General features: G+C 55.2%; 22 protein-coding genes. 9 read left to right on the top strand and 13 right to left on the bottom strand.

Annotated features, from left to right (window positions below; genetic code table 11):
• Positions 1-83: 83 nt before the first annotated feature.
• From MchiMG62_RS10720 to MchiMG62_RS10710, 3 genes are all read right to left on the bottom strand, one after another.
• On the bottom strand, positions 84-2,087 hold the full coding sequence (locus MchiMG62_RS10720; protein ID WP_221056945.1) for a magnesium chelatase subunit D family protein: 2,004 nt from the start codon (positions 2,085-2,087) through the stop codon (positions 84-86).
• A gap of 501 nt (positions 2,088-2,588) precedes the next feature.
• Complete coding sequence (locus MchiMG62_RS10715) at positions 2,589-3,113, bottom strand: type IV pilin N-terminal domain-containing protein (protein WP_244987692.1); 525 nt, start codon at positions 3,111-3,113, stop codon at positions 2,589-2,591.
• Between the two features lie 47 nt (positions 3,114-3,160).
• A complete protein-coding gene (locus MchiMG62_RS10710; protein WP_244987691.1) occupies positions 3,161-3,925 on the bottom strand; it encodes a type IV pilin N-terminal domain-containing protein in 765 nt (254 codons plus the stop codon).
• Between the two features lie 260 nt (positions 3,926-4,185).
• Here MchiMG62_RS10710 and MchiMG62_RS10705 point away from each other — a divergent pair, with 260 nt between their 5' ends.
• The 9 genes from MchiMG62_RS10705 to MchiMG62_RS10665 all read left to right on the top strand — a co-directional run bounded on the left by MchiMG62_RS10705 (position 4,186) and on the right by MchiMG62_RS10665 (position 14,734).
• Positions 4,186-4,626: a hypothetical protein gene (locus MchiMG62_RS10705; RefSeq protein ID WP_221056943.1), complete on the top strand. Its 441-nt coding sequence runs from the start codon at positions 4,186-4,188 to the stop codon at positions 4,624-4,626.
• A complete protein-coding gene (locus MchiMG62_RS10700; protein ID WP_221056942.1) occupies positions 4,623-5,795 on the top strand; it encodes an ABC transporter substrate-binding protein in 1,173 nt (390 codons plus the stop codon). Before MchiMG62_RS10705 ends, MchiMG62_RS10700 begins: the two co-directional genes overlap by 4 nt.
• Positions 5,795-6,835, top strand: a complete 1,041-nt coding sequence (locus MchiMG62_RS10695; protein WP_221056941.1) for a FecCD family ABC transporter permease — start codon at positions 5,795-5,797, stop codon at positions 6,833-6,835. The genes MchiMG62_RS10700 and MchiMG62_RS10695 overlap by 1 nt, the downstream gene beginning before the upstream one ends.
• Positions 6,829-7,614, top strand: coding sequence for an ABC transporter ATP-binding protein (locus MchiMG62_RS10690; RefSeq protein WP_244987690.1), 786 nt, complete (start codon positions 6,829-6,831; stop codon positions 7,612-7,614). The genes MchiMG62_RS10695 and MchiMG62_RS10690 overlap by 7 nt, the downstream gene beginning before the upstream one ends.
• The gene (locus tag MchiMG62_RS10685) at positions 7,611-11,288 is read left to right on the top strand and encodes a cobaltochelatase subunit CobN (protein ID WP_221056940.1); all 3,678 of its coding nucleotides are present in this window, start codon (positions 7,611-7,613) and stop codon (positions 11,286-11,288) included. The genes MchiMG62_RS10690 and MchiMG62_RS10685 overlap by 4 nt, the downstream gene beginning before the upstream one ends.
• A 7-nt stretch (positions 11,289-11,295) precedes the next feature.
• Positions 11,296-12,252: an ABC transporter ATP-binding protein gene (locus tag MchiMG62_RS10680; protein WP_221056939.1), complete on the top strand. Its 957-nt coding sequence runs from the start codon at positions 11,296-11,298 to the stop codon at positions 12,250-12,252.
• Positions 12,249-12,974 carry an ABC transporter permease gene (locus MchiMG62_RS10675; protein ID WP_221056938.1) on the top strand — a complete coding sequence of 242 codons (726 nt, stop codon included), beginning with the start codon at positions 12,249-12,251 and terminating at the stop codon, positions 12,972-12,974. The genes MchiMG62_RS10680 and MchiMG62_RS10675 overlap by 4 nt, the downstream gene beginning before the upstream one ends.
• A 223-nt stretch (positions 12,975-13,197) precedes the next feature.
• A complete protein-coding gene (locus MchiMG62_RS10670; protein ID WP_221056937.1) occupies positions 13,198-13,923 on the top strand; it encodes a hypothetical protein in 726 nt (241 codons plus the stop codon).
• A gap of 478 nt (positions 13,924-14,401) precedes the next feature.
• Positions 14,402-14,734, top strand: coding sequence for a hypothetical protein (locus MchiMG62_RS10665; protein WP_221056936.1), 333 nt, complete (start codon positions 14,402-14,404; stop codon positions 14,732-14,734).
• Positions 14,735-15,587: 853 nt separating this feature from the next.
• On the opposite strand, the gene MchiMG62_RS10660 is transcribed toward MchiMG62_RS10665, so the two are convergent.
• From MchiMG62_RS10660 to MchiMG62_RS10615, 10 genes are all read right to left on the bottom strand, one after another.
• Entirely contained in the window at positions 15,588-16,283 is a 696-nt protein-coding gene (locus MchiMG62_RS10660; protein WP_221056935.1) for a YIP1 family protein, read from the bottom strand.
• 216 nt (positions 16,284-16,499) lie between these two features.
• Positions 16,500-16,655, bottom strand: a complete 156-nt coding sequence (locus tag MchiMG62_RS10655; RefSeq protein WP_221056934.1) for a hypothetical protein — start codon at positions 16,653-16,655, stop codon at positions 16,500-16,502.
• Between the two features lie 122 nt (positions 16,656-16,777).
• Positions 16,778-17,155 carry a hypothetical protein gene (locus MchiMG62_RS10650; RefSeq protein WP_221056933.1) on the bottom strand — a complete coding sequence of 126 codons (378 nt, stop codon included), beginning with the start codon at positions 17,153-17,155 and terminating at the stop codon, positions 16,778-16,780.
• 74 nt (positions 17,156-17,229) lie between these two features.
• Positions 17,230-17,448 (bottom strand): hypothetical protein, encoded by a 219-nt coding sequence (locus MchiMG62_RS10645; RefSeq protein WP_221056932.1) that lies wholly within the window; start codon positions 17,446-17,448, stop codon positions 17,230-17,232.
• 6 nt (positions 17,449-17,454) lie between these two features.
• Entirely contained in the window at positions 17,455-18,891 is a 1,437-nt protein-coding gene (locus tag MchiMG62_RS10640; RefSeq protein WP_221056931.1) for a TolB family protein, read from the bottom strand.
• A gap of 41 nt (positions 18,892-18,932) precedes the next feature.
• Positions 18,933-20,096 carry a TolB family protein gene (locus MchiMG62_RS10635; protein ID WP_221056930.1) on the bottom strand — a complete coding sequence of 388 codons (1,164 nt, stop codon included), beginning with the start codon at positions 20,094-20,096 and terminating at the stop codon, positions 18,933-18,935.
• Positions 20,096-21,808, bottom strand: coding sequence for a hypothetical protein (locus MchiMG62_RS10630; RefSeq protein ID WP_221056929.1), 1,713 nt, complete (start codon positions 21,806-21,808; stop codon positions 20,096-20,098). The genes MchiMG62_RS10635 and MchiMG62_RS10630 overlap by 1 nt, the downstream gene beginning before the upstream one ends.
• A 56-nt stretch (positions 21,809-21,864) precedes the next feature.
• Positions 21,865-22,434, bottom strand: a complete 570-nt coding sequence (locus MchiMG62_RS10625; protein WP_221056928.1) for a hypothetical protein — start codon at positions 22,432-22,434, stop codon at positions 21,865-21,867.
• A 30-nt stretch (positions 22,435-22,464) separates the two neighbouring features.
• A complete protein-coding gene (locus tag MchiMG62_RS13260; protein ID WP_244987689.1) occupies positions 22,465-23,283 on the bottom strand; it encodes a hypothetical protein in 819 nt (272 codons plus the stop codon).
• Positions 23,284-24,330: a P-loop NTPase family protein gene (locus MchiMG62_RS10615; protein WP_221056927.1), complete on the bottom strand. Its 1,047-nt coding sequence runs from the start codon at positions 24,328-24,330 to the stop codon at positions 23,284-23,286.
• Positions 24,331-24,530: the final 200 nt, after the last annotated feature.

Genomic DNA, 24,530 nt, shown 5'->3' with positions numbered 1-24,530 from the left:
CATGAGAAAATCGTTGGAGTTCATTAATAGTAAGTTCACTCTGCAGAGAAGATGTGCAGAAGGAGGATGGTGGTTGCCCCTCATCATGAACCGATAAAGAGCCCACCCTCCCGCCGTGCGATCTCTTCCACAGTTCCTGCAGAAAGTTCTGCGATCGGATAATAACTGCCGCCGCTGATACCGGCAATCTCCCGGCAGTAGCCGAGAGAGAGGGGCTGACGAGAAGATACTGCCTCGGTATCGATGATGACGGTTCGGATTCCGGCCTCTGCAATCGCCCCGGATACACTGCGAATCTCCTGGCGGATCTCTCCCCCCATCCCGGCATTTGCTCTGCCATCTGAGATGAGCATCATCATCGGAAGAATATCTCTGCGTTTTTTCCGCTCACGTTCGAGCATCTGCAGCCCCTTCTCAAGCCCGAGGGCAAGGGGTGTCCTCCCGCCGGTAGGGATATCCGAGAGGCGCTGATAAGCGAGTTCAACACTCCGGGAGAGGGGAAGGAGGACATCGGCGTCGTCTCCCCGGAACGCAACAAGCCCGATCCGGTCCCTGTTCTTGTATGCATCTTCAAGGAGAGAGAGGACGGCCCCTTTCGCACTCTCCATCCTCTTCTCAGCACCCATCGACCCGCTTGCGTCGACGACGAAGACGCAGGCGACCTCCGCTTTTCCGGTCCTTCGGGCCTGCCGGAGGTCTTCGGAGATGATCGAGATGGCATTCCCCCCCTTCTCACGATCACGCTGGTGAGGTGCCGCCGCTCTGATGGTGGCATCGAGCGAGAGGCCCCGCCACTCAGCTGCCGGAGCAGTACTCGTCTTCCGCCCCCGGAGGTCCTCGGTTGGAGTTGGGATACGGCGACCCCGTGCGGTCTTTCTGAGGGTGCGATCGGGGGGTATATCATCGTGGATCGGCGCCGTATTGACTGGGGAGCCGATACCATGAGTCTCTCTCCTCCCCCGGCCGGATGGCGGGGGCGGATGGGACTCGTCGCTTTCATCCTGCTCCTGTGGCGGGGATTCTGTCTCATCATCGGAAGGATCTGGATCGTCACTATCCGGGATGAGGTCATCGAGGACGCCCGGATCGATATCAGGCTCTTCAAACGGGCGTTTTCGCATCCGATGTGGGAGGGCAAGTGCAATCGCTTCGCGGACATCTGCCGGGGTGACGGACGTTCTCCCCTGGAATGCTGCGATCGTCTTTGCAGTCCGCACAACGGTGATCTCGGCGCGGTGGGTAGTGATGCCGAGGTTGAGGCACGCATCGATTATCTGCCTGACGAGGTCTTTTTCGATCTCGACCTCGGGAAGGATGTCGCGTGCGGCAAGGATCGATGCCCTGAGAGATTTGAGTTCCTCATCGTGTTCCAGACGCAGTGCTTCGGGATCTCCGTCCCATGCTTCGGCGGCTTCGATGACGAGCATCCTCTCTTCGGGATCGGCGATCCCTTCCACTGTTACCATAAGGCCGAACCGGTCGAGGAGCTGTGGCCTGAGTTCACCCTCTTCTGGATTCATTGTTCCGACAAGAATGAACTTGGACGGATGCGAGACTGATATCCCCTCTCGTTCAACGGTATTCACCCCCATTGCCGCTGCGTCGAGGAGAATATCGACGATATGATCGTCAAGGAGGTTTACTTCGTCGATATAGAGAATGCCACGGTGTGCTGTGGCAAGGATGCCGGGATCGAGTGCTGCAATCCCCTCCTTGATGGCACGTTTGAGATCGAGCGTTCCGACAACCCGATCTTCCGTCGCACCAAGCGGCAGGGTGACGACCCTGACCGGCCGGGTTGTTTGGGTGATTCGATCGCCATTATCTGCCATCCCTGAACATATCGGACAGTAACTGTCTGGATCGCCTGGATCGCATGAGAAGGGGCAGCCCTGCATGACCGGGATCTCAGGGAGAACATCGGCAAGTGCACGGACAGCGGTGGATTTTGCCGTCCCTTTCTCTCCCCGGATCAGGACGCCGCCGATCCGGGGATTGATCGCGTTGAGTACGAGAGCAAGTTTCATCTGCTGCTGCCCGACGATGGCGGTGAACGGGAGTGTGTGGTGGAGCGGTCTCGGAGTCATAATCCTACTATTGTCGTAATCTTTAATACTATTTCTTCATTTTCAAAAGTTTCTGACTACATATTCACACCTTGCTCTCTCCATGGCTTCTGCAGGAGCACTGCATGTCGGATCTGAGTGTCTAGTTTCAGTTTGCAAGACCGTACTGCAGCATCCCAACAGGTGGGAGGACGGGTGCGCTGGTTTGCCCAGAGATACTGCGAAAAACACTATATGTGTCATTGAGAATGGGTGTATCTGCGGTCTGCACAGGCACGCATACCAGGGCATTCGAGGGGGCAGAGGACACCTCCCTCTGCCTGACACCATCACCGGAAGGCCTTCCCCAGGGTGCTCTTCCGCATTGAATCATCTCGATCGAGGCCATCCTAAGACTTGGGGGGTTATTGTGGGGGTGGGTGAAATGGGTGCTCTAAAGAGGTTATCACCGGTTCGGTCGAACCGGTGGGCACCCCCCAAGGCTTGTTCAATAGCAGTGCCTTCGAAATGTTTTCAGGTATCTCAGGCTCTAATTGTAACCTCGGTCTGTGCAATAGTTTTTCCACCGTTGTCGACGAGACTTAAGGTAAATCGTTTGCCTCGATTTTCGGGATGTTGGAAACCTGCATTCTTCTCCTGTGCGTTATTATAGGGGGCCGAGTTGCCGACGTACGTCGCAGGCTGTACCGCTCCCTCATTGAGCTCAGCAGGCTCCACGATTGCGGTATCACCAGGTCCAAATATCAATGCATTACTTGTTTGATAGCCCCCCACTTTTAACCACGGTTTTTTATTTACCATAAGAGCAGAGGTATTGACCTCCCATGTCTGGTAATCGGAAGAAAAATCTCTTGTGGGTTTGACGAAAACCTTCGTGTCCAGTGTGTTCACGGTATCACCGCCGAGGTGGTAGATCGTCATGCCCTGAGACTGGCTGTATTCGGCCTTGATGGTTATCTGTGGCGTCTTCTTGGCATCGCTGGCAAGACCGCCAGCAAAGCTGGAAACAATCGCTGCGATGATGATCGTGACGACCAGCATCAGCATAATGCCGACAACCGGCGAAACGGCATCTTCGTTTTCTCTAATAGACCTCATCCCTGCACCACCACCGATTTATCAAAGATAACTTGCCCGCTTGGGATGTGTGTAATCTTGATATCCACAACATCTCCCACACGAAGGTGAGTCCAATCCTTGCCAAGAATTGCCTGAACTGAATCTCTTTGGTCTCTTTCTATATGCGTAGGATGATATTCATAGAGTTCAAGATATACATCCGCGGCTAGATCATTTCTATGAGCCGGCCCATAGCGTGCCGGTGATTGTCTCATCGCTGTTCCAACAGTCAATGTGTAATTTCCGAAGTATTGCCCGGGATCATAAGGGGGAACTGTCTTTTGGTACTCGAATTCCTGTAGCTGGGTAACTCCCTGGCCATGACCTATGGGAGAAACCATACGGAATTGCCCGGTAGTACCGGCATCGCTTGTTGTGTAATTCGTGTTTTCCACTCCTGCCGCAACCGTAGCGCCTCCGGTTATGATAGAGCCATCGTTCGCCGTTTTATTGGTTGTCCGCCACGATGTTGCAATCCGGAGATCACGTGTATGGATCGGTTCGGACACGCTCTTAATGTCGAATACAACCCAGCTTGTCCACATGTCTCCTGTATTTTTGATCTCTACATCCATCACCAGTTGCGGGGCTTTTTCTGTAGTTCCTACAAGTTCCCCGGCAAACCCCGAGATGACGGCGGCGATAATGATCGTGACGACAAGCATCAACATCACCCCTATCACCGGTGAAACGGCATCCTCATGTTTTTCTCTTCTTCCATTCATGCGATCATTATTCATGCGATCATTCCTCCTCGGCGGGGTATCCCGCGCCGAACGATCACAGTAACACTTATCACTATAAATGTGTTATTATATTGTAATTTTTAGAATTATTTTATGAATCGTTTGTGGGAAATTGTCTCATTGTCTCGACTTCTCTGGTTTTTGTTGTACAAAAATGGTTACTATCTTTATTTCGTGTGAATTATTCTGGATCTATTTTACCTAGTAATAATAACAGAAAAATACTTATGAATGAGTGTTACAATCATTGCATTATGCTTCGTATCCGCCAAGTCACCATCCTTCTTCTCATCTTTGTCCTCTGCATCGGTACCGCAACAGCAGCAATCGACCGGACAATTGCCTCTCCTGACACAGGGGGAACGATCACCGTCCGGGTGACATTCCCCGATGGGATGATCGGCGGGATCACTGAGGTGATCCCGGCAGGATACACCTATCTCGGAACAACGCACCCGATGGACCAGACCAGAACCGAAGAATCGAAGGTTCATTTTGCCATACTCGGTGAGGAATCAATCACTTACACGCTCAGTGGACCCGCAACCCCGGAGATCAACGGGACAGTTCTTGACCTGACAAACGGAATCTCCTTTTCACAACCCTCTGCAAAACAGTCCCCGGCACCCATTGCTGCTGTCATCCTTGGGGCCATACTGTCTGCTGTTATTCTTACCTGGAGGGGACACCCATGAGAACGGCACAGAAGATCCTCGGCGCGGTCATCCTTGCCTCATTCCTCATGATTTGCCCGGCACTGGCAGAGGATAACTACGATGAAGAGGCACGGCAGATCCTTGCCACAGGCATCCTCGACCATCTTCAGGGCTGCGGGCCGGGTGTCGAGGATCTCCGCGCCGCCGCTCCCCTCTATCCCCAATACCCCCGCAGGATCACCGATACCGTAGGCACGGAGATCATCCTGTACCGGCCGGTTGAACGGATTGTTATCCTTCATCACCAGGCAGCTGATGCTATCAATGTCATCGGTGAAGATGATCGGATCGTTGGAATCTCAGAGAGCATAAAGGAAAGAACATACCAATTCCCAAATCTTGTCGACCGCCCGAGCGTCGGAGGAGCCTGGGAGCCTGATATCGAAAGCATTCTTGCATTACAACCTGATATTGTCATGACCTTTGTCAAGTACCCCGAACAGGAAAAACTTGAACGCCATCTCCCTTCCCACATAAAAGTCGTTAGAATGGATTTCTATCGGGCCGAATATTTCCGTGAAGAAATGGTGACCCTCGGTAGACTCGTCGGAGCGGAAGCGAACACCCATGAATACCTTAACTGGCATGACGCCATCATGGACCTCGTCTCGGAGCGGGTCAGCACCATCCCGGATTCTAAACGGGTGCGGGTCTATGCCGAAACGGGAAGCGGTACATCCTTTGGGAGAAGGGCTTACTCTACCGATACCGGGCTTCACTCTATCCTCGTTGCGGCAGGCGGTCAAAATGTTGCTGAGGGTCATTTTACGATGAATGCCGATGTTGAACACGAATGGGTCATATCACAATCGCCAGACGTGATACTCATCTGGGCGCTTGGAAAAGGAGGATATAATTTTGATGATCGAGACGAGATCAAAAACCTTCGCAACGAAATATCGGCACTTCCAGGTTTTTCAAGGATACCTGCAGTCAGGGACGACCGGATCTATGTAGTAACCTCTGCTTTCTCCATGGGAACCGCCTCACCCGCTGCTGTTGCCATGGTGGCAAAATGGTTCTATCCAGCCCTCTTCGAGGATATCGATCCGGTCGCCATCCACCATGAATACTTGGACCGCTTCACGAAAACCGGGGAAGAGATCAAAGAGCAGGGAACGTTCTACTACCCTGACGGGAGGGTATAATGGACGTCATATCGGCACGGGATGGATATATTGATAGGACGCATTCGAGAATACTCATCATCGGCTTTTCCGTCGCCTTCCTTATTCTCCTCACAGGGATGGCAGCGACACTCGGGTCATATCCAATAAGCGTCCTTGACGTCTATACAATTATCCTCACAGGGCCTGACGGTGCAAGTGAAGCGGGAACAATCATCTGGGACTACCGTCTTCCCCGCATCCTGATGGGTATCCTTGCCGGTGCCGCTCTTGGACTTGCCGGAGCAGTGATGCAGGGTATCTTACGAAACCCGCTTGCAAGCCCCTTTACCCTTGGAATCGCCTCGGCGGCAAGTTTTGGAGCATCGCTTGCTATCGTTCTTGGAGCCGGTGTCGTCGCGGGAGGCTCCCTCATCGTCGGGAACGCCTTCCTCTTCACGCTGATCGCTGCCGCCCTCGTCTATGGTCTTGCCCGGTACAAAGGGGTCACCCCCGAGACGATGATCATGGCAGGAATTGCGATCATGTACCTCTTCTCGGCACTGACCAGTTTCCTCCAGTACATCGGAAGCTCAGAAGACGTCCATGCAGTAGTCTTCTGGATGTTTGGAAGCCTCGGGCGATCCACATGGGAGACGGTGACGGTTGCTGCAGTTCTGATCGGCTGCACCTTCCCGCTCTTTCTCATCTCTGCACGCAGTCTGAATACCCTCGCTGCCGGTGATGAGGCGGCAACGAGCCTGGGTGTCCCGGTCGAACGACTCCGGATAGGAGGGATGGCGGGAGCTTCCCTGCTCACCGCCGGTGTCATCTGCTTCACCGGCACAATCGGGTTCATCGGGCTTGTTGCACCGCACATCACACGAATGGTTATCGGGGGGGACCACCGGTTCCTTCTGCCGGGAACTGCTGTGGTGGGCGCACTCGTTCTCCTCGGTGCAGACAGCATCGGAAGAACCATCATGGCACCGCAGATTCTGCCGGTTGGGATCATGACCGCCTTCCTTGGCGTTCCATTCTTCATCCTGCTCTTCCTCAGAAGGGGGCGAAACTATTGGTAACCATCAACGTAGACACACTCTGCTTTGCCTACCGTAGCACTCCGGTACTGCGGGATCTGACTTTCCAGATTGATAAAGGCACAATTACCTGTCTTGTCGGGCCGAATGGCTCGGGAAAAACCACCCTCATCCGGTGCATAGATCGGATCCTTCATCCGGAAGGAACCATACTCATCAATGACCGGAATCTCCGTTCGATGCGCCAGCATGACATCGCAATGACGATCGGCTATGTACCCCAGAACGGAGCACGGATCTCTGCGGCAACCGTCTTTGACGTGATCATGATGGGAAGGACTCCGCATATGGGGTGGCGACTTGGAGAAGAGGACCTCAACTGGATCGAGTATGCGATCCGGCTCCTCGGAATTGAAGATCTCGCCGACCGCGATTTCAACGAGCTTTCCGGAGGCCAGCAGCAGAAGGTGCTGATCGCAAGAGCAGTTGCCCAGGACCCAAAAGTCCTCCTCCTCGACGAACCGACAAACAACCTTGATATCCACCATCAGCTGGAAACACTTGCCATCGTCCACGACCTCTCGCGGACAGCAGGTATGACCGTCATCATGGCGGTTCACGATCTGAGCATCGCCGCACGCTATGCCGACCGGTTGATGCTGCTCAAAGGCGGCCACATCGTCGGGTTCGGGAGCCCGGAAGACCTCATCACTCCGGAGCAGATACGCGAGGTCTACGGGGTGAATGCACGGATTATACACGATCCCGAAGCGGGCCTTCTTGTTGCACCGCTTCATGCAATAGCGGGGGGAAGATCATGAAGATCGCTGCCATTGTGTGGGGATCGGACATCCCCCTTCTTACTGCGGCCGCATACCGTGAAAAGATCTTTCTTGAGATCACCGGCATCCACGATGTCGCCCAACCGGATGCACAGGAGCGGTTCCTCTCTTCCCAACAGGAGGCAGACCTGATCCTCCTCCACCCCTCGCAGGATGCCGCATGGGACGACCTGATACCGCGCCTCCGAACCGACATTCCTATCGTCTCGTTTGGGCATAACCAGGCTTTCTGGTCACTTTCTACAGTTCCGGTCAAATCCGTCGCCGCCGTCTCGGCCTACATGACGCATGGCGGAGAAGAGAACTACTGCCGGATGATCCGGTATCTCAAGCATATTGCCGCCGGTGACGATACCGAACCCGAACCCCCGGTGCCTATGCCATGGGAAGGGATCTATTATCCTGATGCAAAAGAGCCTTTCGCCGACCTGAATGCCTACCGTACCTTCCGCCCACGGCGCCATCCCTTATCGGTGGGAATAGTTTTCTCACGGACCTACTGGGCAAACGGGGACCAGGAGGTCGTCGATGCTCTCATCAGGAGGGTTGAATTATTCGCAGATGTCATTCCGATCTTCTGCCTCTCCGGCGGGGATGCCGACCTCGGCGCTCGACCGGGACCCGAAGTCGCCCGGGAGTGGTTCTCTGGAGAGGTATCATTCATCATCAACCTTCAACCGGTCTTCCAAGCATCTAATGCAGAAGGATCACGGGATATCTTCTCCGAACTTGATGTACCCGTTATTCACCCGGTCATCCTATATCACAAGACACATCCGGAATGGCTTGATTCACCTCTTGGTCTGTCTGCTACCGAGATCGGCTGGAGTGTCGCTCTGCCTGAGATGCAGGGGATGATCGAGATGCTTGCCGTCGGAACCGAGGTCGATTCCGGTGAGGGGACCGGAATGCATGAGCCGATCCCGGATAGGATCGAGCGGATCTGCAAGAGGGTTGAAGCATGGATCCGACTGCGGGAGAAGAGCCCGGAAGAACGAAAGGTCGCATTCATACTCCATAACAAGCCCTGCTCATCGGTCGAGGCAACTGTCGGCGCCGGCGCCCATCTCGATACACTGGAAAGCGTTGCAAAGATTCTCAACGCAATGAAAGATGGGGGTTATTCGGTTGATCCTCCTCAGAGTGGTAAAGAACTGATCGATTTGATCATGGAGAAGCGTGCGATCAGCGACTTCCGCTGGACATCGGTCGGTTCGATCATTCGGTGCGGGGGTGCCCTTGCCCTCGTTGATGAGAGCGAGTACCGGGAGTGGTTCTCCGAGCTCGATCCAACAGTACAGGTGAAAATGGAGGAGTCCTGGGGGCGGCCGCCGGGAGAAGAGATGGATGGTGTCCCTGCCGCCATGGTACACGACGGTAACATCGTCGTCACCGGAGTATCCTATGGGAACGCAGTCGTCTGTGTCCAGCCGAAACGCGGATGCGCGGGGGCAAGGTGCGACGGCGAGGCCTGCAAGATACTCCACGACCCCGAGATTCCGCCGACTCACCAGTACCTCGCAACCTACCGGTGGCTGGAACGGGTTTTTGGCGCCGATGTCATCATCCACGTCGGAACACATGGAAACCTTGAGTTTCTGCCGGGGAAATCTGCGGCTCCTTCTTCACGATGCTTCCCCGACATTGCCATCGGCACAATCCCTCATCTTTACATCTACAATGCCGACAACCCCCCTGAGGGGTCGATCGCAAAACGGCGTGCCTGTGCGACACTCGTAGATCATATGCAGACGGTAATGCAGGCAAGCGGCCTCTATGGTGCGTTAAAGGATCTCGAAGGACTTCTTGACGAGTATGCTCGTGCAAAGGAGAGTGATCCGGCCCGTGCACATACCCTTGAACATATGATCACTGCTGCCGTCCGTGAAGGTGGTATCGCAGAGGAGACCCGTCTTCCAGAGACGGGGGGAGACTTTTCTGCCTTCATAGGGCGGGTGCATCGGCATCTTGGAGTGATTGCATCCTCCCGCATTCCAGACGGCATGCACATCTTCGGGGAGCGGCCGGAGGGTGAGGCAAGAGCACATTTCATCCATGCCGCTGCTCGGTTCAACAACGCTCTCTCAAAAGCACTCTTTGCGGATAGTTGTTCCCCAGAGAACGTGGAGTTGCTCCGCGAACGGGAGAGCGCAGAACTTGCCTTCGTCAGGGCGATCCTCTCTGGGTCGAATGCCCTTGATGCAGTCCATACCGCAGTCGGTCGTCCGCCGCTGCCGGGAACAGAGGATGATCTTTTCGCTGTAGCAGCTCTGATCCTAACTCTCAATACTGGTATCAACGAGACTAACGAGATAAGATCGCTCCTCCACGGCATCTCGGGCGGGTTTATTCCTCCCGGTCCATCTGGGCTGATAACCCGTGGAAAAACTGACATCCTTCCAACCGGGAGGAACTTCTACTCACTCGACCCTTCGACGGTCCCGACAAAAGCGGCCTGGATGGTTGGCAGAAAGCTCGCCGATGCTCTTTTAAAAACATACCTTGAGGAGCATGGGGATTATCCAAAGACAGTCGCGATGGACTGGATGTCAAGTGACCTGATGTGGACCGACGGAGAGCAGTTCGCTCAAATCCTGACACTTCTCGGTGTCGAACCGGTTTGGGAAGGAGTAAAAGTAACTGGGTTTTCTGTTATTCCAATCGAAGACCTTGGCCGTCCTCGTGTCGATGTCACAGTCCGGGCAAGTGGTATCATCCGCGACTGTTTCTTCTCTGCAATCGAACTCCTTGACCGTGCACTGGCAGCTGTATCTGAACTTGATGAACCGGATGACAAGAACCCAATTGGGATGCATACACGAGAGAGCGGAACCACCAAGAGGATCTTCGGGAGCAGGCCCGGTACCTACGGCAGCGGCGTCAACCTTGCAGTCTTTGCATCTGCATGGAAAGAAGAGAAGGATCTGGCAGAAATTTTCCTCGATTGGAACAGTTATTCGTACGGGGACGGAGACATCGGAACAGAGAACAGGTCTGGGTTCTCAAGCCTCCTCTCCCATGTTGACGCAACCTTCAACAAGACCGCAACCGACGAGTACGACCTGACCGGGTGTTGCTGCTACTTTGGAACCCACGGTGGGATGACAGCTGCCGCACGCCACCTCTCGGGGAAACGTGTGGAAGCATACTATGGTGACACCCGCACCCCCTCACAGGTCGAGGTCAGAACGCTTGCAGCAGAACTGCGCCGTGTCGTCACGACGAAACTCCTCAACCCTGCCTGGATCGAGGGGATGAAACGACACGGGTACAAAGGTGCAGGCGACATCGCAAAACGTGTCGGTACGGTCTATGGATGGGAGGCATCGACCGGCGAGGTTGATGATCGGATTTTTGATGAGATAGCAAAGACGTTCGTCCTCGATCCGGAGAACCGGGCCTTCTTCAAAGAAGCGAATCCATTTGCGCTCGAAGAGATTGGTCGGCGCCTCCTTGAAGCGGAATGCAGGGGGCTCTGGAACCCGGATCCAGAGGTTTCCGAAGGGCTCCGGGATGCGTACCTCGAAACCGAGGGGTGGCTTGAAGATCGCCTTGATGGAGCGGACGGCCAGGTACAGGGCGGTGCGATCACCATCATGACCCTTGAAGAGATCCGTGCTTCAAGAAATATGAAGAGAGAGCAGCAGGAGTAGTACTACTTTGACAGCAGTAGAGGTATCAGGGTTAACAAAACGGTTCGGCAGCCTTGTTGCGGTCGACCGGATGGATCTTCTGATCGACCGGGAGATCTTCGGCCTCCTTGGACCGAACGGCTCGGGGAAGACGACGACCGTAAAGATGCTGACGACGCTCCTTGCCCCGACGGAGGGGGATGCAACGATCTGTGGGCACTCGGTGACGGGGAACCCGCTCGCGGTCAGGGAGCAGATCAGCTATGTCCCGCAGGATATGGCGGTCGACCAGAAACTCACCGGGCGGGAGAATGTTGTCTTCTTTGCAAAGGTCTACGGCGTCCCTCATCCCCGGGAGACGGCGGATGAGGCGCTCGCGATGATGGACCTTTCGTCCCGTGCGGACGACCTTGTGCGGACCTACTCGGGCGGGATGCGCAGAAGGCTCGAACTGGCGCAGGCGCTTGTCCATGACCCGGCGGTGCTCTTCCTCGACGAACCGACGATAGGGCTTGATGTAGCAGGCAGAAAGCGGATATGGGAGCATATCATCGCGCTGAAGAACCGGGGGATGACGGTCTTTGTCACGACGCACTACATGGACGAGGCGGACCAGGCCTGCGACCGGGTCGGGATCATCGATGGAGGCCGGGTGGTGGCGACCGACACCCCGTCTGCGCTGAAGGCGACTGTCTGCCGTGACATCGTCTCGATCCGAACTGACGGAACCTTCGGGGGGCAACTCCCTGAAGGTGTCGCCTTTCTCGGCAGAACCGATGACGAACTCAGGTTTGAGGTGGATAACGGTGAAGAGGCGGGCCTTTCCATCTCCCGCGCACTCACCAGAGATGGAATGACGATCCGATCGGTCTCGATCCGGCAACCGACCCTCGACGACGTCTTCCTCGCCCTGGTTGGAGAACAGGACGAGACGGCGGCATTTGATGTCGGGCAGTTCAGCAGGATGCTTCGGAGGCGGGCATGAGGCGGATGTTCTATTACATGGAGCGGGACTTCCGCCGCTGGCTCCGGGGCAGGGTCAATGTCATCTCGACGCTGGTTCTGCCTGCGGCATGGCTCATCTTTGTCGGCCTCGCTCTTCCGATCCGGTTCACCGACAACTACCTTGACTTCATCGCCCCCGGTATCCTGGTCCTGACGATGCTTGGTGCATCCTTCCAGGGTGGAGCGCTCCTGATGTTCGATAAGATCCTCGGCTACCTCCAGAAGTTCCTTGCGATGCCAGCACCACGGGAGAGCATCCTCTTTGGCAAGATCCTTTTCATCACTCTCCGGGGCCTGATCCAGGCGACGGTCATTCTGGTAATTGCCATTCTGCTTGGTGCGCACTTCCTTGACCCGGCGCTCCTCTTCCAGACCTATCTAGTCCTCTTCATCTTCGGCCTCCTCCTCTCCTCGCTGATGACGACGGTCGCCCTCAAACTTGAGGATCATGACTCCTACGCGGCAGTCAACGCGATGATCTCAATGCCGCTCTTCTTCACGAGCAGTGCGCTGATGCCCTACGACCAGATGCCGGGCTGGCTCGCGGCCCTTGCGCGGTTAAACCCCGTCTCCTATGCAATCGATGCGATCAGGGATCTCCAGACCGGAATATTCCCGGCGGTCACCCTCCTTGGGCTTCTCGTCGGTGCGGTTCTGATCCTCCTGGTGAGTGTCACCGTCTTCCGGAGGGCGACGATCTGACCATGAAGGACACCTCCGTCTTGAACATCTACGGGGTCCTGTCCTGGGGTTCATGGTTCGATCAGGGACTTTGTCTTGCGGGAGATCTACTCGGAGATAGAACTGGATCGATGACCGGATGGACGATGCCACAGCCGTCCGCATGGTGATGCCACAGCCGTCCGCATGGTGACCACAGAGACTACAAAGCGCTATGGAGAAAGCAGAGGGAGGAACTGAAGGTATGAACAGAAAATCGTTGCCCTGCCGGCATGCGGGGCTGTACCGGCGAAACGATGGGAAAGGACGTGTGCCACGGCGCGGCGGAGACTTCCGTAGCGCACCTGCCCGAACCGCCGCACTCATCCTGATCGTCGTCCTTGTCGCCGCGTGCTCCGGATGTATCGCCCTCGAGAAGGACGATGAGCCGATCCCCTCCGGCGCCGTCGATCAACCGTGGTCGGGCTCATTGGAACCGGCCGGGGAGAGCCGCCCTGCTCCCTCCGTGACACAGAATTTGAACGTGGTGGTTCCGGTCGATCCGGTGCCGGTGCAGCCCGGCGAGCACCTGCCGGACCCGAACCCATGCAACGTCACGCCCGTGCCCCTGACACGGATGGATGGCGCAAAGCCGGTCGCCGAAAAGACGAAGGTCTTCGAGGAACAGTATACCCTCTACCATTCCGCCAGGGGGCTGCAGGTGGACGTCGTCGACGTGCCGTTCATCATCACCTTCTCCGCGACCCCGCGGCATCCCGAACCGGACGCGAACTCCCGGCTCGTCGTCACCGTCCGCGACCCCGAAACCCTCCGGCTCATCGCCGACGAGGGTTACCACGGGATATACGGAAGCGCCCGGGAGAAGTCGATCATGCTCTACCGGGCGGGACGCTATATCGTGACCCTGGACGGGCGGTTCGTCGATGTGAAGGTGACGATGGGCACCGAGAAGGTGAACGTCCCCGGATAGGCCGGATCCGGGGTTTCCCCTTCGATTCGGCGTGTCCCCTGTCCTGGCCCCCACATTTTCCGGGATCCTGTCCCTCACGATGCGTAGCGGAGGAGCCGGCACCGCCGGTCCTGCGCTTCATGGCACACAGTATCATCTGTTGCACTCCGGAGGTGATCGCAACGGAGAGCTCCAGGGAGAATTGCCGGTTCGACTGAGTTTGAGGATTCCGGCGGGTACATGCAGCGTATCCGTCGGGCGACCATGGGCATGCCTTTCGGGGCGAGTTGTTACTAAAAAATTATTTTATAACATCGGGTGATACTATACGAAAAATATATGTTACTTGCTGTTGTATCTCCGGATGGCGGGCGGTGGCGGAACCTCCTGTTCGACCCGGGCTGCGGAAGGGCCATGGCCACCTCACCGGGCTCCCGGAGTTCATCGTCGCCGCCTGCCGAACTGCCCTGCACGGCTGGCGGGGCAGAGGTGACTGACCATGAAGAAATGTATTCAATCCGAGAAAGGCGAGATCCTCCTCGACACCGACCGTGACGCCTGGCTCTACCTCGCGCCGCGGGGCGGTGACGCAGGCGGGGCATTCGGGCGCGGAAGGGATCTCTACCTGCACGAAGAGGAGGGGCTGCCGGACATCTACTACATCCATACCTGGTCGATGGTGCCCGGCGAAGACGAACAGATCCAACCTATCTCCATCGTCTCCGCCGAGGAGTTTCTGGAGTCGCGGGGGCTCGTGCTTGCCGCATACCCGGAGCAGCGGGGGAGCGAGGTACTGCGGTCATACGGCTACGGCATCGCGGAAGAGTTCTGAGACCACATGGTTCCGGGCGGGGGCAGGGCCGCCCTCGTCCGCTATTGGTTATTACGAAATAGAAACTATTTAACATCAATTGCATCATATTCTCTCATATGTCATACTCGGCGCGAAGGAGTGTCCTTCCGTTCACCGCTATTGTCGGTCAGGAGACAATGAAACGTGCGCTCATTCTCAATGCCGTTAATCCGGGGATCGGCGGCGTGCTCATCCGTGGCGAGAAAGGAACCGCAAAACTTTTCTGGAGTTCCGGCTGGGCTACTGCAGAGTCGTCGCGGAACATGCCGGCGGCGGGTACTACCCGATCGCCGACCTCTCTGCTGGCCTCCTGCAGAAGATCACGGCGGCCGAACGGGATGCGGCGGTGTACCCTGCCTGAGCGGCTGCCAACCCTTTTCACCGGCAGTATGGCGGGAATTTCCCGACCCGGTGTCCCGCCTGCCGGACGATTCGTCAGGGTTTAGGCCGTTTCAAAACGTGGATCCGTTTCAGTACCCGCACTGCTAAACTGTGATCGTACCCGTTGGTCGGGGTAACACAGGGGTTCTTTCACCAGCCTCATCGATGCCCGGATCGCCTTCCCGACGATGACAATAAACCGTTCAAACCGGAACGCGCTTCCCGGACGCCCGGTTCGCTCCGTATGTCTCGGGTTGCCGTTGAGGTAAACTCCCGTTGTCGCTGGCTAGTCGCATGTCGCTGTGAACATTCGTTCCATCCCGACGGGGTCGCCGATGCCGGGGCCTGCCGGGTTGATCAGAGTCACCACCGGGGGTTCTCCTCCCTCAGTCTCACATCTCTCTTGCCCCTTCATATCCTCAAGCACTCCTGACTGGGCATCTCGGTACAATCATGTTATTATATGTCGAACGAATAGCACCTGCATCCATACCACGCCATACATACAGACGAACGCCAGAATAACGGTGAGAAGTGCATGCGTTCGAGGGATATATCTGCCGTACTGGGTGGCTGCGACATGGACAATGAACGTCCATACAAAGCCGATGGTGCCTATTAACCAGAAGACCATCCAGAATACTGCTATCGTGGGATCTGTAGCGAGATTTGGGAAAGAGAGGTAGCCAGAGCCCATCATCAAACGAGACACTTCATGCATGATCTGTCGTCCGGCGAGAACGCTGAAGATTGCCTGAATAAGACTGATCATATATCCCACAAGGAGACCATACGCTGTGTACGCGAAAAGCTGGGAGAAAGACCCTTTTCCGCGAAGCAGAGCTGATATCGCGAAGACAATGCCAGCAACGAGAACCCAGCGAATGGCGGGGCCGATCGTGAGCAGTACCATCGACCAGAGCGCAAACCCGCCGGTGGGAAAACTGCTTCCTTCGAGCAGTCGTACCATGTAATCTGCGAGCACCTGGGAATACCATACGCTCCGCACCAGGCAGATACCCAGTATGAGGAGCAGCGGCGGCAGGAGGCGCGGATGCTCCGGCATGCTCTCGAAGAATTGAAACGGGTGGAACAACAACTTCCGGAGGTTCCGGAAGAGGCGTCCCGACATCTCATCGATCGGCATTTCAGCGCTCCTTCACATAGACTCCCGTTATCTCCACGTAGCCACCCCCGGCGAAGTCTTTGTTAACCTCAGCCGAGACACACGACCTCTCGTGTATATCATCTCCTGAGGTAGCGGTGCCTGCTCGTCCTCTCACCCTGACTATCACCCGGTGCAATCCACACCCTACATTGCAGACTGAAGTAGAGCGATAGATTATTTCATGGCTCCTCGGGCTCAATCCAGTGCCCGGATGGCCATCACCAGCACCGAAAATGCCAGTCCGAGGATCATAAGCACCAGCCAGACCCGTGCCCAGAACCGATTGTAATACCATGTTCCCCGCAGTTCCGGGTCACGGGGGTGCATCCGCCAGTCGATGTAATCCCGCATGAACGGACGGCCGCACTCCGGACAGATGGAGCGAAACTCCCTACTCCTGCGCCCGCAATGTGGGCATGTGAAACCCTGTACTGACTCGTCATGAGTTCCGGACTCCTGCTCCGCAGTCCCCTTCAGGAGAATGATGACCATAATGCACTTCGCGGAATTCCCGTTCTACTGAGCCTGTTCGCCGTTGCCTGCCCGTGGAAGTACTGTTCGAGCAGCATCGCCGTTGTCGTTTTTCCGGTACCGGGGACCGCTGCAATCACGTAGATACGGCTCATGAAGATCCACCGATCACATAACACGATAGTGAAGGATATTAGCATGTGATTATACCAATAATCGGATAAAAGCATGTCGATCCGGATGCCTCCCGTAGTCTTGGGGCAATTCGGTTTTATCGGTTCGCAATTCGGTTTTATCGGTTCGATGGCGGCAGTTATATCGAATCTTCCCTGCCTGCCGTACCAAAGGGGCTCGGCGGCCCTCTGCACGCAGTGCTCCATGGCATCAGCAATCCCGGTCCGCCGGTGCAGATATTCGCGGTAGAGATGTACTGTGGAAAAAAAGGGTGCGGGGTTCAACGGTGTGCGAAGTACGCCACCATACCGTCTCTCGTCGCCGCATCGATCCTGGCGAACCCCTCCCGTTCGAACCGAACCACGTTGCTCGCCTCCCCGACGACCAGCGACTCGCAGGCCCCGGAGCGGTCGCCGTCCAGGTACACCCGCATCGTCGCCGGCTGGTCACACGATGCCGTGAACGTCCGCGCTGGAGACCATACCGTTCTACAGCCCATATTCATTCACCCTCGATAGGACGCCTCATCTGCAGATTCGGCGCCCGGTTCGATTGGTTGTTCGGGGAGCACATGCCACGTCCATGAATGCCATGTCGTCCCCATGCGTGTCCAACTCTCGTTGACAACGGACACCGCCACCGTATGCGCACCCGGCGAGACGTTTTCAAACGTATACGACGCCTGTCGGACACCCTCGTCGCGCAGGTACACCCGTTCGTCGCTATCCAGGTAGAACGTCATCGTGACCGGTTCATCGGAAGCAACGGTAAACGTCCGGTTTCCTCCCACCGTATCGTTGACGACGCGCTCTGCAGGTTCGACGAACGTTATCTGCGGGGGGTCCGCGAATATCGCAGGCCTCTTATGCAGGTTTTTCAGGCGCACCATATCCAGAACCGCAGCAACCGGCTTACACCAGTCGACGCTGTCCATGCGTGACAGCCGTACCGTGCCGAGAGTGCTGTATGCGACCCGTTTTCCATCCCCGCTGACGGAAAAGGAGATGCCGTCTCCTATCGATGTCACCACCCGCTCGCCGGTTCCGTCAGCGTTTACCACCTTGATCTCCTTGTCCCACGTAAGGTAGGCGATCTTGTCGCCTGAGGCCAGCCACATTGGGCTTTCGGAGGGGAAGACGCGATCGTCGATGATTTTACGGTTCCCGCTGCCGTCGGGGTGAACCGTCCAGATGCCATCGGCGGAGAAGTACGCGATCCGGTCGCCATCGGGGCTCCATGCCGGCAGACTGCAATCTCCGACCTCAAGCAGGGTGTGCGCCCCTCCGTCGACCCTGACGACCAGTAATCCTTCATGTGGGTTTTGGTACGCGATCAACTCACCGTCAACGGTCGTCGTCACTTGATCTGGGCATGAAACGGCGATTCTCCCACTGTCCGGGCTCCAGACTGGAAAGTTGTCAAATATCACCGATGTTCCGTTAATGACCAGTTGTGTATTCCTTCCGTCGGTGTCCATCACCCAGAGGGAGCGGTTTAACAGGTAGGCGATCCGTTTCCCGTCAGGGCTCCACCCGCGGCACAGTTCGAGTGACCGGTCAGCCGTGAGGCGGGTGAGGTTGTTTCCGTCGCGTTCGATCGTCCAGATGTCCCGGTCGGCTAAGAAGGCAATGATGTCGCCCGATGGGTTCCAGTACGGACGAAGTGCTACGTCCCCGCAGGAGGTGAGCTGCCGGGTATGCCAGGTACGGGTATCCATGATCCAGAGATTGGATGAATGCTGGTCGGGGTAAATCGTGGCAACATAGACGATCTTCGTCCCGTCCGGGCTGATGGAAGGGTACATGCAGTCGTACTCCCCGCCAAGTTCGTAGAGGAAGTAATTCCCCGGGAGACTGTCGATGTGACCGGCCGTCCAGACGACGATGCCCCCCGTCGCAAGAACCAAAAGCGCGATTCCGGCAAGAAGGTGTTTTCGTTCCATTGTGGTGCTATTCCTTTTTCCGCTTCTCCGCTATGTGAGTGCTACTGAACAGGTCCTGAACCATACGGTTGGTTGATCCCATAGGTTTGGTCGTGAAATGGCCACAATCCGGTATTCCAATCACTTCCTTGATCCCGCACTTGTTTCGAAATTTTTATCAGATCAATGAACGTGCCGATCGGATCGTTCCGGTTATTACCGTCGGTCGTCAGCAACCTGATAGTTCCATGGGGATCATAAGCAATAGTCTCGCCGTCTCTACAGAGCGAAAAACTTACGCTCCCGCAGTAAGTTTCCGGATTGAGCTGGCGTGCACCGCTACCGTCGATGTTTGCAACCCTGATATTTCCCCCTGATAGGAACACGATACCGGTACCTGAAGGTAACCAATCGAGTTGATAGGAGACGTGCTCCGGGATAATCTTAGTATCTCCACTTCCATCTGCATTACGAATGCGGATACCTTCGATAGAATCGAATGCTATGGTCTTCCAGTCTGGACTCAATACGGGTGAAGAAAAGTCTCCAAGTTTGTTCAGGTTCAGCGACGTACTGTTTCCCGCTTCAGTGGATACGATCCAGAAGTCCTTCTGTCCGGCTTGTGAAGCGGCCACTGCGATTTTGTCCCCGTCAGGGGCCCAGGCTGCATGTATTGATGTATTTCCTAGGAGCCGACGCTTATTGTTTCCATCGGCATCCATCATCCAGAGGGAGAAACCTGAGTTGTTATCGGGTCTTAAGAAGTAGGCAATTTTTCTGCCGTCAGGACTCCATCGCGAACAGAGATAGTATCCCGGACCCTCGGTCAGCCGGGTGAGATTGGACCCGTCGCTTTCGATTGTCCAGATGCCGCCGTCTGCAGTAAATGCAATGACGTCCGCTGTCGGGGACCAGAAGGGTCGAAATACGTTTCCAAAAGAGGTGAGCCGTTTTGTGTTCCAACCGCTGCTATCCATGACCCAAATGTCGGCTGAATTCGGAAGCAGGTATAGCCCTGCTGTGTAAGCAATTTTCGACCCGTCAGGACTCATAGAGGGGTAAGTACAAACGTAATCTCCGGTAAATTCATAGAGATAGAAGTTGCCCGTCAGTTCTGCTATGGTGTGCCCCTCACGGAAAGTTGCGCAGACAATGACTGTCCCTGTGAGAAGGAGAAAGAGCATAAGACCAATGGCCATGATGTTACGGAGGTTCTTCTCCGGCATTATTGGCCCTCGTAAGCATCACTTATGAGGTGAATGTCCTCATAGGTCGAATCGTCCCGAGCAAAATTGGCACCACCTTGAAACATGTTAAGCAACACCGGAAGGATTGTCCAGATGGGGCTTCCTCGTGTAGGTAAAGACTCTACCATATTTGCACAATCTGCAGCTTTCAGCAACATACGGTATATCGGCCCGTCCTCACCAGAATATGCCCAAAGCCTGGCAAAAGCATTTGGTTGTCTGGTATTGAATGTCGTTGTGATTGTGAAATGAAGATCAAATTCGAGCCGATGCGATATGTCTAATAAGAACCAATTGACAAAGATGGAAAGATCAAGTAAGTGCCCCTTTGCTCCTGCTTTGATTCCGGTAATCAGTTCAATTTGATCCTCTGATTTAACGATTTCTCTGAGTATTCTATCTTCTCGTTTTGTTCTATCTTCTTTGATTTGCACGAGAGGTCCATAATAGGGGTCAGGTTCCATATCTGGGATGATATTGGATATGGATTCGCTGTAGGTTACGTATCCGGATTCCGTTGTATCATGTGGATCTCCGGTAATAAAGTATAATCTGAAAATTAATTCTTCTACTTCCCTAGGTAGCCTGTTTGGGTCTCTTTCCACATGAAAATGCAGATTTCCGGATATTTCCCATGTTTTAAAGTCTGAAGTAGTTATAATTATTGGTTCGAGTGAGGTGATGCGCATGCAGCTTGAAGTAGGCATTTGCGGATGATAGAATATATTTACATCAACCATTTCACTCTGTGGGCCTGGATAGCCGCATAAGGGTGAATTTTGTTCTTCAAGTACTAAATGACCATTTACGCACCGATAGAGATCGTAACATCTACATCTGGTTTTCCCTTCCGTACACCCCGGAGGAGCCGTCAAATGCCATCTCCAGTAATTTGTACCTCTACCGTTCGAATTTTCGGCGATCACCAACAGGATATGCTCTCCGGCAGATGCAGAATTGTTAGTATAAGTGACGGGAGTATTTGGGAAGTATACATCCGTCTCACGAACAAGTCGTCCGTCGAGATAGAACTTTATTTTTGCTTGCTGATTGATTGTTACCCGGAAAGTACGTGATGTACCGACAGGATCAGATACCTCTTGTGCAGCAGGCTGGATAAGGGATACAACTGGTGGATCTGCCGATCGTATGTGCCAGTTCCACGTCGTCTCTCCGCTACCATTCGTGTTTTCTGCAATCACTCTGATGCGATAATTCCCGAAGGCTGCCTTGTCAAAAGTGGTGGATATATGCTGAACGTCGGATACACTCTCAGATACAAGGAATCCGTTTACATACATCTTCATGATCGCGGTCTGATCGGATGATGCTTCAAATTGCCGTAACGAATGAATGGTATCGGTGACGTCCTGCTCCGCAGGGTTCACCCTCCTCACCACCGGCGGCGTCGAGAGCACGTTCCAGGTCCAGTAGTTCTCCCCGGAGCCGTTGGCATTCGCCGCGACCACCCGTACCATGTGCTCTCCCAGCGGAGCGCTCTCGAAGGTATAGGACATCTCCTGGACATCCGGATCGCTCTGGTGGACAGGTTCGTCGTCAAGGTACACCGTCAGCGTCGCCGGCTGGTCACACGATGCCGTGAACGGCCGCTCCGCTCCGACAGGATCGCCGATGTCCAGGTCTTCCGGCTCGACCAGTGTCACCACCGGCGGATTGCCTCCTCCTCCCATTTATTTCACCTCCCTGCAACCTCACAAATTGCATTTTGCAGCAGAACCTTCCTTTCTCACCCCTTTGTCCCCGTTGGAGTGGGTGTGAGGGTTTTCCAGATGTGGATCGTCCACCCGTGGATCTTCTGCCCATCCAGGGCCTGGTTTTCCGGTGTCAGATTGTAGACCCACATATTGACTTCTGTCTCGCCTGGACCAACATCCATAGTAAATCCCGCGATCTGCATTTTTGGATCCTTTTCCAACCGCATTAACTCAGCCCGTGTAGTCTCCATCTTCCTGATATACTCGATATCCAGAATCGATGTAACTGTCCAGTTTCCTACACGTTTTTCCTGAAGTCGGTTCAGTTGTTTATCGCTCATCCCAACAACATATAGAACAATGGTTCTGTTCGTCTCGTCAATCACCCCTCTCGTCACAGCAAAACCTTTCTCGCGTCTAACGTTATCCAATTCCTCTTGAATTTCCAGAGGCAGTTCACGTTCCATTTCTACCACCTTTTCCGTTTCTTTTTGTTGCATTATGGGTTGTATCCAGTACAGAATACCACAGGTGACTGTAATCGCAATCATCAACAGGGCAATAATGACGTTTTTTTTTAGAACCAACCGGATCATTGTCATGTTCTTCCCCTCCTAACACACCAGTCATATTTATCTGACATTCCCCTCGTGATCGATCAGAAATGTCGCCACTGGTCTTCCATCGTACTGGCCACAATTCGGTATATCAATCACTTCCTTGATCTCCACCCTCGTCTCCTGCCATTCGGATCCATACGGCATCTGCCAGTCCCCGGGCGTGATATTCAGGTTATCGTACTGGAAGAACCTCCAATTGGAGAACATATCCATCTCGCCGCCCAGGTACTGGGCGCAAACCGCATGCCCGAATGAAGGAACTAGGCTGCTGTTCATTACCGCTACAATGTAAATGTCTAAATTGAAGACCAGTTCCACATAACAGTGCTCGGAGCAGCCGATCTTTTCCATCCAGTAACAGCCTGCCAGCACGTTGGTATAAGGTGTGCTTTTTCCTGCTCTGGCATACCGCATCACCGCATTTTCCAGGCATACGGCATTGCTCCAGAACCCCGAGCCCCCCGCGCAGCCTGAGGAACCGCAACGATAGTGCCTGATGAAGAAGTCCAGATACGGCCCCGACAGCACGTGGCAGTCCGCATACTGGTAGACGTTCCAGTTCCAGTAGTTCTCCCCGGTCCCGTTCTCGTTCGCCGCGACCACCCGGACCATGTGCTGCCCCAGCGGCGCACTCTCGAAGGTATAGGACACCTCCTGGACGCCCGGATCGCTCTGGTAAACAGGATCAGGATCGTCGTCCAGGTAAACCGTCAGCGTCGCCTGCTGGTCGCACTCGGCCGTGAACATTCGCTCCGCCCCGACGGGGTCGTTGACATCAAAGTCTTCCGGCTCGACCAGGGCCACCACCGGCGGGTTGACTCCTCCTCCCATTCACGCCGCCTCCAGGAATCCTTCGCGGATCAGGTACTGCGGCAGGACCCAGCCGTTGCAAAAGACGACGTTTTCCTCCCGCCAGATCATCTCCCTCTCTGGATAAGGCCGGTAGGTCCAGAACCGGTTGTTGTACTCTGAGTAGGCGCTTCCTTCGGGGACGATGGGTTCGCCCACGGCCCGCTCGCGGATAGCCGAGAGTATACTGCCGAAGTTATCCTTCAAGGGCAAATTTTTGGGATGTTTCTCGAGATCGCAGTAGACGGAGGGCTGGTAACAGATGATCGACGGCCGTTCCGGCCGGTCGCGGAATTTGAGACGCTCGTTCAGGCACATACCGATGATCGCGACGTCGTACGTTCCCGTCCGGAACTCCTGCAGAAAGGACGCGTAGTCGAACCGGTACCATGTCAGGTTCGGGAAGATCTCCCGGTACTCCCCGGGAAACGCCCCCACGGCGATGACGGCCCGGTCACTCTTCGGCAGCGTCATCCGCGGCTCGACGGTGTCGCAGACAAACCTCTCCGGATGATGGAGGACCCGCCCGGTATCGACGCAGGGTCCATCGAGCGGCGAAGGAATTTTGGTGACGATCGTCTGCACGGTCCTGTCGTGGACGGTGTCCCACAGTTCGGTCGGATCGAAGTTCGTGTCGGAGGGATACTCCTTCCAGTAACCCAGCGTCTTGGTGAAGACAAAACTCTTCCAGTCCGCACGCGCTTCGAACGGGACAACCTCGTTGAAGGCATCGAAGGGGATGAGGTAAGGGGCTCCGAACGGCGTGTACGGGTACGTGACCTCCATGATGAGGACGTCGTACCCCCGGGGTGCCCATCGCTCGAAGGCCTCCCTGCTCTTCGTCGCTTCGAGCGGCACGGTGTAGTGGCAGCAGCCGGCCGAGAGGTAGGTGTGCACGTCGGACTGCCCCTTGTTCTGCTGCAGGCAGGCAACCCGTAGGTCCTGCCCGAGGAAGTGGCGCTCAAGCAACAGCGCCGTGGTCGTCTTTCCGGCGCCGGGGAGAGACGCCAACACGTAGATTCTGCTCATGAAGGATCTCCGGTAATTCTTACAATCACATCAATTAATAATACATGATCACACTATCCTGAATGATATGCATATCGATCTGCGGGTGTCACTTAAATATCCCGATGATTCCGGTTCCTTCGGGAAAAACAGGCAGCATCGAAGAGTTGCAGCGGATCGAGTGCCGTGCTGCAGACTCTGCGATCCTGTACGCGCAATGT

This window comes from Methanoculleus chikugoensis (assembly GCF_019669965.1).
Taxonomy (GTDB): domain Archaea; phylum Halobacteriota; class Methanomicrobia; order Methanomicrobiales; family Methanoculleaceae; genus Methanoculleus; species Methanoculleus chikugoensis.
Note: the sequence above shows the minus strand (reverse complement) of the source record. Positions and strands in the feature narration are given on the sequence as shown.